Here is a 9,021-nt window from a genome sequence, read left to right as displayed (position 1 = left end):
CGTAAATGATGAAATTTTAAATATTTTAAAAGATAATAAGATGTTTGTGGATCTAGAACCATTTTTTACTATTGATACGATATACCAGGGTCTAGGCGTAGATAGAATAGCTGCATGTTACTCTATAAATAATGGCGTAATCGTTGATGCTGGAAGCGCGATAACGGTTGACATTATGGCAAATTCTATCCATCTTGGAGGATATATCTTGCCAGGTATTTCAAGTATGCTAAATGCCTACAAAAGCATCTCGCCACGACTTGATATCACTATAAATTCACAAATTGACATAGATGCTCTACCGCAAAAAACAGCTGATGCCGTGAGTTATGGCATTATTAAACCAATAATAACTCTACTAGATAAACTAGCCGGTGACAAAAAAGTATATTTTACTGGTGGAGATGGCGACTTTTTGTCAAAATTTTTTAAAAATGCTATTTGCGACAAGATGCTTGTTTTTCGTGCCATGCAAAAGCTAATAACTGAAAAGAAAGATATGACAATATGATAACAGTAGCACTACCAAAGGGAAGAATAGCCGAGGCAACACTAGAAATTTTTAGAAAAATTTTTGGTTCAAGTTTTTTATTTGAAGATAGAAAATTAATCCTTGAAGAAGGAAATTTTAGATTTTTAATGGTTCGCAACCAAGATATCCCAACTTACGTCACTGAAGGTGCGGCTGATATTGGTGTAGTGGGGCTCGACGTACTTGAAGAGCACAAGCCAAATGTTGTAAGGCTACTGGATTTAAAAATCGGACAGTGCAAAGTTTGCATTGGCATAAAAAACGACTCTGAACTAGATCTAAACCAGCCAGAGCTAAAAATAGCCACAAAAATGCCAAATATAACAAGAAATTATTTTACAAAACAAGCCGTAGCTGTAAAGATCATCAAGCTTTATGGCTCGATCGAACTTGCGCCACTAGTTGGCTTAAGCGACGCGATAGTTGATGTAGTCGAGACTGGCTCAACCATGAAACAAAACGGACTAAAGATCGCTGGTGATATCATGCAAAGCTCAGCTTATCTAATAGCAAATAAAAATAGCTTTATCATTAAAAAAGATGAGATTTTAGAGCTTTACAAAAAAATCAAAGAGGAAATTTAAAGTCCTGCTAGCTCATCATAAAGTACAAAAATTTCTTTAGTGATATAAAGTCCGACTATTTACTTATAAATTCTTTTAGAATAATGCATTAGTAGTTATTGACATACTTTTTGTTAATAGAGATTAGTACTGACATACAAATAACGATCTAAACGTAACAAAAATAGTAGTCTTTAACGAGCCAAGAGCCGAATATAAGCTAAAGCCTCACCACAAACATCTAGCTTTGATTGTATTGCTTGCCACCAAAATCAAGGCGATAATCCTAGCAAATTTAAAGAGATTGGTGACAATGGCTGTACTAGCTGCCATACAAATATGATAGGTAGCAATAAAATATCAGCACAAGCTCAAAAGATGTATACTCACTATAAAAAATTCTTGACAGTGACAAAAAACTAAAATTTGTAAGTTGCCACTATGAAGGAGGACATAGCGCTGGCTTTATAAATTACCTTGAATATTGGAAGTCAACATATAAAATTTATGAGAAGAAAATGCTAGAGCAAAAAATCAATACTAAGAAAAAAATTCTTCAAAGATGAGTATAAACCTACAAAATAGAAAGAGAAATTTTTAAAATAAAAGGCCGATAAGAATAATACAAAACCTGTTGGTGGTTTTTGACAGGATAAGTCTAAACTTTCTATTAATCAGGCAAGCAATTTGGTCTTACCTGATTTTACATATTACATAAAGCTTTTTAATACAAATTTTTATTATAAAGATATAGATAAATCTAAGTTGGAAAAATTTATAAAAATATTAAAGATAAAATAATAAATTTTAGTTTTTAAAATTTAAGAAATTTGCACAAGCTCTTTGTTCTCAAGCTTGCATGAGCTATCGCATTTTGCTGCTAAATCGTTGTCGTGAGTAACTAGCACAAGGGCAGCGCTATTTTCATTTATATAGTCAAATAAAACTTGCATTACCTCATTTGCTGTTTGCTTGTCAAGATTGCCCGTTGGCTCGTCTGCAAAGATGATCTTTGGCTTTTTGGTAAGCACTCTAGCGATACTAACGCGTTGCTGCTGACCACCGCTTAGCTCACCAACTTTTTGATTTATCACACTTGAAATTTTAAGCGCTTCAAGATCATTTTTTTCTATATTTTCACCAGATAAGATACTAGCAAGCTCGATATTTTCGTAAGCACTAAAGCCTTTAAAAAGGTAGTGTGACTGGAAAATAATGCCAAAATGAAGCCTTCTAATGGCCAAAAGCTCGTTTTGAGAAAGCTCATAGATCGATCTATCTTGATAGATGACCTCGCCAAAATTTGGCTTCAAAAGTGTTGAAAGTATGTGTAAAAGCGTTGATTTGCCACAACCGCTAACGCCGGTTATCGCGATACTTTGTTTTTGATTGAGAGTTAAATTTATATTATTAAAGAGCGTATAATCATACGCAAAGCCTAGATTAGACGCTCTTAAAATTTCCATTAGCCTATTTGAGCAGCAACTTCTGCAGCAAAGTCATCTACTTTTTTCTCTAAGCCTTCACCAAGCTCGAAACGAACGTATTTTACGATCTCGATCTTGCCGCCAAGCTCTTTGCTCTTCTCTTCGATAACTTGTTCGATAGTCTTTTTATCGTCCATTACATAAAACTGACCTAAAAGTGTAAGGCGTTGATCAAGCACTGTGTTATCAGCGTAAAATCTCTCGATCTTGCCAGGGATAATCTTGTCCCAAATTTTCTCAGGTTTGCCCTCAGCTTTTAGCTCTTCCTCGATCACTTTTGTAGCTTTTGCAAGCTCAGCATCGCCTATTTGGCAGCGACTAGCGTACTCAGGGATGTGGTGAAGTGGCTTGCCTAGGCGTTTTAGCTCTTCATTTTCTTTTTCAAGTTCAGCGCGAAGTGCGATAAATTCTTTCTCAACAAAATCTTTATCAAGATCTTTGTAGCTTATAACGCTTGGCTTCATAGCAGCTGCATGCATACATAAATTTCTTATAAATTCAGCTGCTTTGTTTGCAACTTCTACGCTTTCGCAAGCCGCACCGATAAGTACGCCAACACGGCCATTTGAATGAACATAACCATTTACTACGCCTTTATCATCAGCAATAATAGTCTCAAAGCGACGAACTACAAGGTTTTCACCGATGGTTGCGATCTGAGTTTTGAAGTATTCTTCAAATTTAACACCATTTAAAGTGCTTGCGTTTAGCTCTTCAACTGTTGTTATGCCACTTGATTGGATATGAGCTGTTGCATCTTTTGCAAGTGTTTGAAACTGTGGATTTCTAGCAACGAAGTCGGTTTCAGAGTTGATCTCGCTGATAGTTGCTTTTTTGCATTTTGAGCAAACTTCAACGCTTATTAAGCCCTCGCTTGCAAGGCGATCAGCCTTTTTAGCTGCTTGACCTAGGCCTTTTTCACGAAGGATGTCAACAGCTTTTTCCATGTCACCATTTGCTTCGCCAAGTGCCTTTTTGCAGTCCATCATACCAGCTCCGGTTGATTCGCGGAGCTCTTTTACCATTTGTGCAGTTATTTCCATTACTCTTCGTCCTCGCCAAAGTCTTCTTCACTCATAGCCTCAGCTACAACTGCATCTTTCTCATCTTGGCTTACTTCTTCGCCAGCAACTTGCTCGCCACCATCTTGCTCAAGAAGTGATTTGCCTTCGTTGATAGCCTCAGCCATCTCTTGGCAGAAAAGCTGAACAGAGCGGATCGCGTCGTCGTTTCCTGGGATTGGATAATCAACAACATCAGGATCGCAGTTTGTATCAATTGGTGCTACAACCGGAATTTTTAGGCGGTTAGCCTCTTGAACAGCGATCTTTTCTTTAACTGTATCAACAACAAATATCATATCAGGTAGGCTTTTCATATTGCGGATACCACCAAGAGTTGCGATAAGCTTCTCTTTTTTGCGGCGAAGCATTAAAGCCTCTTTTTTAGTTAACAAATTTATCGAACCATCTTCTTCCATAGTTTCGATAACTTCTAGTTTGCGGATGGACTGGCGGATAGTACCGAAGTTTGTCATCATACCACCTAACCAGCGGTGATTTACATAAGGCATTCCACATTTTTCAGCGTACTCTTTTATAGCGTCGATAGCTTGTTTTTTAGTACCAACAAATAGTACTGACTTGCCTTCAGCAGCTGCGTCACGAACGATGTTGTAAGTGTAGCGGAAGTAGCGGATAGTCTTTTGTAGATCTATAATATAGATACCTTTTCTCTCGCCAAAGATAAATTTTTTCATCTTTGGATTCCAGCGGCGTGTTTGGTGACCAAAATGTACGCCACACTCTAATAAATCTCTCATAGTTACCATGAGTTTCTCCTTGTTTTAGGCATTTTGCCTTGAATTTAGTTTTATCCTCCACGACCATTAATGCTTTCGCACAACCAAATTTAGGATTGTCGTGTGTGAAATAAAGGGGGATTATACTTAAAGTAATATGAATTTAAACTAAAGTTTATTTACTTAATTGTGAGTCTTCTTCGATTTTTATTAATTTAGCAAAAATTTCTGCCATTGCTTGCCTTTTTTCGGATGAAATTTCAAGCTTCTTGACATTTAAAAGAATGCTTACAAACTCCTCATTTTGTAGCGTTTCTACGCCAAATTTTCTTGCGTTTGTAGTGATTTTTAGCACAAGAGAATTTTTTGATTTGAAGTTTTCGTAAGGCATTCTTTCTCTACTTTCAAAATTACAAAGCGATTATAAAAAATTTATAATAAATTCGGACTCAAATTTATATCAAACTTTTATTCTTTTATCTCAAAACTAAGTGTCGTTTTTAACGTCTCTTTGTCACACTTCGCAGCATCTGGATAAGGTCTTTCATAAATCACCTCAAATACCCAAAAACCTGGCCTTAGAGCTAACACTTCAGTGATGCCTTGCTCATCAGTCATACCGTAAAATGCATGCTTATGGTCTAAAAACCCAGCAAAAGTACCAGTTAGCTTAGCTCGCTCTAGCGGCTTTCCATCAGCAAAAACCTGCAATTTAAAAGGCTTATCCACTCTAAATTCCGCTGGGTTTTGTAGCGGTACGATCTCGATTTTAACTCCAATAGGTTTAGTTACGAAGTCGTTTGTTTCACCTAAATTTAAGGCTCTCTTAGATGTTACGTCATCAGCCGACAAATCTGTATATCGCTTAGATCCTTTATATCAAGCTTAGTTTTGCCTATTAGCCACTTGCCATCACTACGTTTTTTGAGCGAATACATAGGATCTTGCTGTGCTAGTAAGATATATGTGCCTTTGTCTAATCTTTCGCCCTCATAGCGGTAGTTCTCGCCACTTTGTATAAGCTCCTTTTTGTTACCATCTTTACTTATTACAGTAATTGGCACAAAAAGATGGATGCGTTCGGCCATAATAGGTTCTAGCTTTGGGAAATCGTCGCTATAACCCATGTTTGCGATAAATTTTCCTAGCTTTTCATCATTAGCTCCATCTACCCAAAACATGTGTGCTTGCGCCATATAAAAGGCTCCTGTTAACATAATGGCAGTCAAAATTTTACCTATTTGCATGATTTTCCTTGTTGTTATTTTTGAGATTCGATGTCAAATTGTAGCTAAAAATTATTATATTTAGCCATTTTTTAGATCAAATTAAACATCAAAACATTCAATACAATTTAGCTGGCAAATTTTAACAGGCAAGTAATGAAGCTAAAAATTTACTTTTATTTTTTAGTATTTATTGATGTGGCTCTATTCATCACAAATCCACAAAAACGCCCGGTCCTACTCTGTTTGCGGTATGAGAATAATTCATCTCTCTCAAAAGTGCAACGAGGATCTAGCGATATTTGCTCTACCCCAAGCTTAGCAAATTCGTCTAATAAAGCTGCGTTTATATCAAATTTCCCATCTTTTTTATATCGGTTAAATTCACCAAGATCTAGCTTGCCTACTTCGTAGTTTTGCACTTTAATATTTGCGCCTATAAATACGCGTAAATTATTAGCGCAGCAACCAAACTCACTCATCATCAGCCCCACTGCATTTGTGCAAATTTTACTAGTAACACCTGCGCGTCCCGCATGCACAGCTGCGACTACGCCAAGATGTTCATCTATTATCAAAACAGGCGCACAGTCAGCGACTAAGACGCAAAGCACCACGCCTTTTAATGATGTTATCACACCATCACACGGAGGTAGAGTATCGTTAAAATCTTGCAAAATTTCCACTTTATTTGAGTGGATTTGGCTCATAAATTTTAAATTAATAGGCATAATACCAAGCGCCGTTGCTAAAATTTCACGATTTTGTGCGACCTTTAGCGGATCATCACCAACATGATCTGCTAAATTTAAGCTCTCAAAAGTACCCTCACTCACACCACCAAATCTATTTGTAAAGCCAGCTAATACGCCATTTTTATCAAAGACGATCTCTAAATTTTCACGCATTTTATCCACCTAATAAAGGCTAGAAATTCGCTCAACATCGTCCCAGCTAAGGCCACTATCTTGCTTGCAAAAAAGCTGCCTAGCTACGTATCGAGCCAAAAGATCGCTTTCGATATTTACGCGTCTACCGACCTTAAAAGTACCAAAAAGACTATCTCTAAAAGTGATTGGTATGATTGTAAGCCTTATACCCTTTGGCAAAATTTCATTTATCGTAAGGCTCACACCCTCAACGCCCACTGAGCCTTTATTTGACATCAAGCTCATGGCCTCGCGCGGCAGGTCGATGTAAAAATCAACCCCGTTCTCATTCTTTTTGATATTTGAAATTTTACCGATAAAATCGATATGTCCTTGCATCAAATGCCCATCTACTCGGTCTCCTAGCTTCATCGCTGGCTCGATATGCACTCTTTCTTTTAAATTTTCAACCGCGATATTTGCCCTACTCTCTGCACTTAGCTCCACACTAAAGCCATCTTCATGCAGTTTTATCACACTCAGGCAAGCGCCATTTACTGCGATGCTATCGCCTAAATTTGGACGAAAATTTGCCTTTAGCCTTAAAATATTTTGTGAATAACTAACAACCTGTGCTATCTCACGGATCAAGCCATTAAACATATTTTGCCTTTAATTTTTTAAGGATTTTACTAAATTTTGCCTAAATTTGGGCATTACCATCTTTGATTATTTTATATATTTAAGTAGTTAGTGGTAGAAATGGCAGTGAAATTTTGGCAATCGCACTAAAAACGTTAGTAAAAATTTATTGTGTAACCCTAGTATAAAATTTCTCTATAAATTTTAATTTTTATCTTTTATAAATTTGGCAACCTTAGCTTGTCTGTAAAACTAGCCACGTCTTGCTAAAGTCGCGCGTCGCTAGGTCGTCCCTCTTTATCCAAAGATAAACTCTGCCCTCTCCGTCCCAGTCCATGTCGCCCTCATCATCACTATCTATCTGTAAAAGCAGTTGCCACTGGGCAGAATTTTTCTCAAATTCCGCTATTCTTGGGTGGTGATAAGCGCTACCATCACCACAGCTAAGTCCATTTGCAACCAGCTCACACTCTAGCTCCATGCCATCTTGGACATTATCGGAGTGCCCAAGGAGCTTATTTTCTTTAGCCTGCCAGCTTGGCTCAATAACCTCATGATAAGCCTCCCACTCAGCCTCACTAATTTTACTAAATGGTACAATCGAGCTTTGTAAATTTGGCAAATTTATCTTATCTTTAAAGCTGAGCAAGCGCGCATTAAATGTGAAATTTTCTCCCTCTAAGCTCTCCACTCTCCTGCGAGAAAGTGACTCATCATTTACATCAGAAAAGATCACTGCAAAGCCGTTTTTATCGGCAGGATCATAGCCCCAAACACGCAAATTTCTATCATAAAAAAGATAGAGCATTCCGCTTTTTGGCAGTAGTGAGTCAATGTCAAATTTGCTAGCTTCAGCAAAATTTATCTGTGCCACAAAACTTAAAGCGCCATTTTCATTTGAAGGCCATGATAAACCATCTGGCAGATCTGGCGAGCCGCCAAATTTAGACGCTCCAACGGCGATATCATCGTCATTTTTAGCTTGCGTATCTATCCTTATGGCATTTCTTGCTAGTGGTAATAAAAGCCTAAAAAGTTCATCCAGCCAACGCTCTTTACAACCTTTAGAAATTTTTGCAATATCCATATTTTCCTCTTTAACAAGCATCAACGTATATATGATACTTCTTACAATGCAAACAACGAAACAAATATCCGGCAATATCGCCAGCTTTAATAAGATGTTCGCATAGCATTTTATCGTTATATTCAGCTCTTTTTGCATAGTCCTCAAAGACCTCGTCTGCTATGCCCATTTCTTCAAGCTCCCTTGTACCAACATCACCTAAAAATTCGCAATAATCATCACAACAAACTATCCAATGCTCGCCCTGCCAGCTCTCGTAGCCCGGGGTTCTTCTAAAAAGTTCGTCATCCCTTTTAGCATCACTTGTAGTTAGTTTGTCAGCATCTTGCACAAATGTAGCATCAAATTTCTTGGCAGCCTTACCACTAGAAATACAAGTAGGACAAAGATACGAAATATCTTTCTCGCAATAAATGCTACCGTTATAATAAACTTCAGTATCTTTGCCGCAGCACTCACACACTATATTCATATCATCTTTAAATGCGCCAGTTCTTAAAGGATTGGAATGGTAGATAAATTTTGGTAGTGTGGAAGCTTTTTCTTTTTGAGCCAAAATTTGACCTCTACTTTTTGGGTGAGGTAGTGCCCATCTATCATTTTCGTCAATGAATTGCTCTAGATAGCCAAGTGTCTTTAGCTGTTTTTTATCACTTTTGTCATGTATTTTTAAAAGTAAGTCGTAAGCACTCTTTCTCATAGATAAAAGCTGATAAACATCGACTAAAACATACTTTGCGCAAATGTCATCACATTTTTCCAACTCTTCTTTAAATTCATAGAGTACCTCAATACTAGAAGCATTGCCATTATT

13 protein-coding genes are annotated in these 9,021 nt (G+C 37.3%); 3 read left to right on the top strand and 10 right to left on the bottom strand.

Annotated elements, in window-relative coordinates; all coding sequences use genetic code 11:
• From FZ949_RS08420 to FZ949_RS08410, 3 genes are all read left to right on the top strand, one after another.
• Window positions 1-511: type III pantothenate kinase (locus FZ949_RS08420; RefSeq protein ID WP_148790353.1), on the top strand; the 511-nt coding region annotated here is incomplete at its 5' end.
• Entirely contained in the window at window positions 508-1,116 is a 609-nt protein-coding gene (hisG, locus tag FZ949_RS08415) for an ATP phosphoribosyltransferase (RefSeq protein ID WP_084109560.1), read from the top strand. The genes FZ949_RS08420 and hisG, both read left to right, overlap by 4 nt.
• A 234-nt stretch (window positions 1,117-1,350) precedes the next feature.
• Complete coding sequence (locus FZ949_RS08410) at window positions 1,351-1,518, top strand: hypothetical protein (protein ID WP_258033447.1); 168 nt, start codon at window positions 1,351-1,353, stop codon at window positions 1,516-1,518.
• A 398-nt stretch (window positions 1,519-1,916) separates the two neighbouring features.
• Here the strand turns inward: FZ949_RS08410 and FZ949_RS08405 are convergent, their stop codons facing one another.
• The 10 genes from FZ949_RS08405 to FZ949_RS08360 form a co-directional block, all read right to left on the bottom strand.
• Window positions 1,917-2,561 carry an ABC transporter ATP-binding protein gene (locus FZ949_RS08405; protein WP_103579784.1) on the bottom strand — a complete coding sequence of 215 codons (645 nt, stop codon included), beginning with the start codon at window positions 2,559-2,561 and terminating at the stop codon, window positions 1,917-1,919.
• Entirely contained in the window at window positions 2,561-3,625 is a 1,065-nt protein-coding gene (tsf, locus tag FZ949_RS08400; RefSeq protein ID WP_103579783.1) for a translation elongation factor Ts, read from the bottom strand. Before tsf ends, FZ949_RS08405 begins: the two co-directional genes overlap by 1 nt.
• The gene (gene rpsB / locus FZ949_RS08395) at window positions 3,625-4,413 is read right to left on the bottom strand and encodes a 30S ribosomal protein S2 (RefSeq protein WP_084109563.1); all 789 of its coding nucleotides are present in this window, start codon (window positions 4,411-4,413) and stop codon (window positions 3,625-3,627) included. The genes tsf and rpsB overlap by 1 nt, the downstream gene beginning before the upstream one ends.
• Window positions 4,414-4,558: 145 nt before the next feature.
• A complete protein-coding gene (locus tag FZ949_RS08390) occupies window positions 4,559-4,774 on the bottom strand; it encodes an acetyltransferase (protein ID WP_103579782.1) in 216 nt (71 codons plus the stop codon).
• 77 nt (window positions 4,775-4,851) lie between these two features.
• On the bottom strand, window positions 4,852-5,235 hold the full coding sequence (locus tag FZ949_RS08385; RefSeq protein ID WP_103579781.1) for a DUF4198 domain-containing protein: 384 nt from the start codon (window positions 5,233-5,235) through the stop codon (window positions 4,852-4,854).
• Window positions 5,217-5,630, bottom strand: a complete 414-nt coding sequence (locus tag FZ949_RS08380) for a hypothetical protein (RefSeq protein ID WP_103579780.1) — start codon at window positions 5,628-5,630, stop codon at window positions 5,217-5,219. Before FZ949_RS08380 ends, FZ949_RS08385 begins: the two co-directional genes overlap by 19 nt.
• A gap of 155 nt (window positions 5,631-5,785) precedes the next feature.
• Window positions 5,786-6,517: a peptidoglycan editing factor PgeF gene (gene pgeF, locus FZ949_RS08375; RefSeq protein ID WP_103579779.1), complete on the bottom strand. Its 732-nt coding sequence runs from the start codon at window positions 6,515-6,517 to the stop codon at window positions 5,786-5,788.
• A gap of 9 nt (window positions 6,518-6,526) precedes the next feature.
• Window positions 6,527-7,141 (bottom strand): riboflavin synthase, encoded by a 615-nt coding sequence (locus FZ949_RS08370; protein WP_103579778.1) that lies wholly within the window; start codon window positions 7,139-7,141, stop codon window positions 6,527-6,529.
• A gap of 214 nt (window positions 7,142-7,355) precedes the next feature.
• On the bottom strand, window positions 7,356-8,207 hold the full coding sequence (locus tag FZ949_RS08365; protein ID WP_103579777.1) for a YwqG family protein: 852 nt from the start codon (window positions 8,205-8,207) through the stop codon (window positions 7,356-7,358).
• 10 nt (window positions 8,208-8,217) lie between these two features.
• The coding region (locus tag FZ949_RS08360) for a CbrC family protein (protein ID WP_148790352.1) at window positions 8,218-9,021 on the bottom strand (804 nt) is incomplete at its 5' end.

The organism is Campylobacter concisus (assembly GCF_902460545.1).
Lineage (GTDB): Bacteria > Campylobacterota > Campylobacteria > Campylobacterales > Campylobacteraceae > Campylobacter_A > Campylobacter_A concisus_AE.
This window is presented reverse-complemented; position numbering and strand designations above follow the sequence as displayed.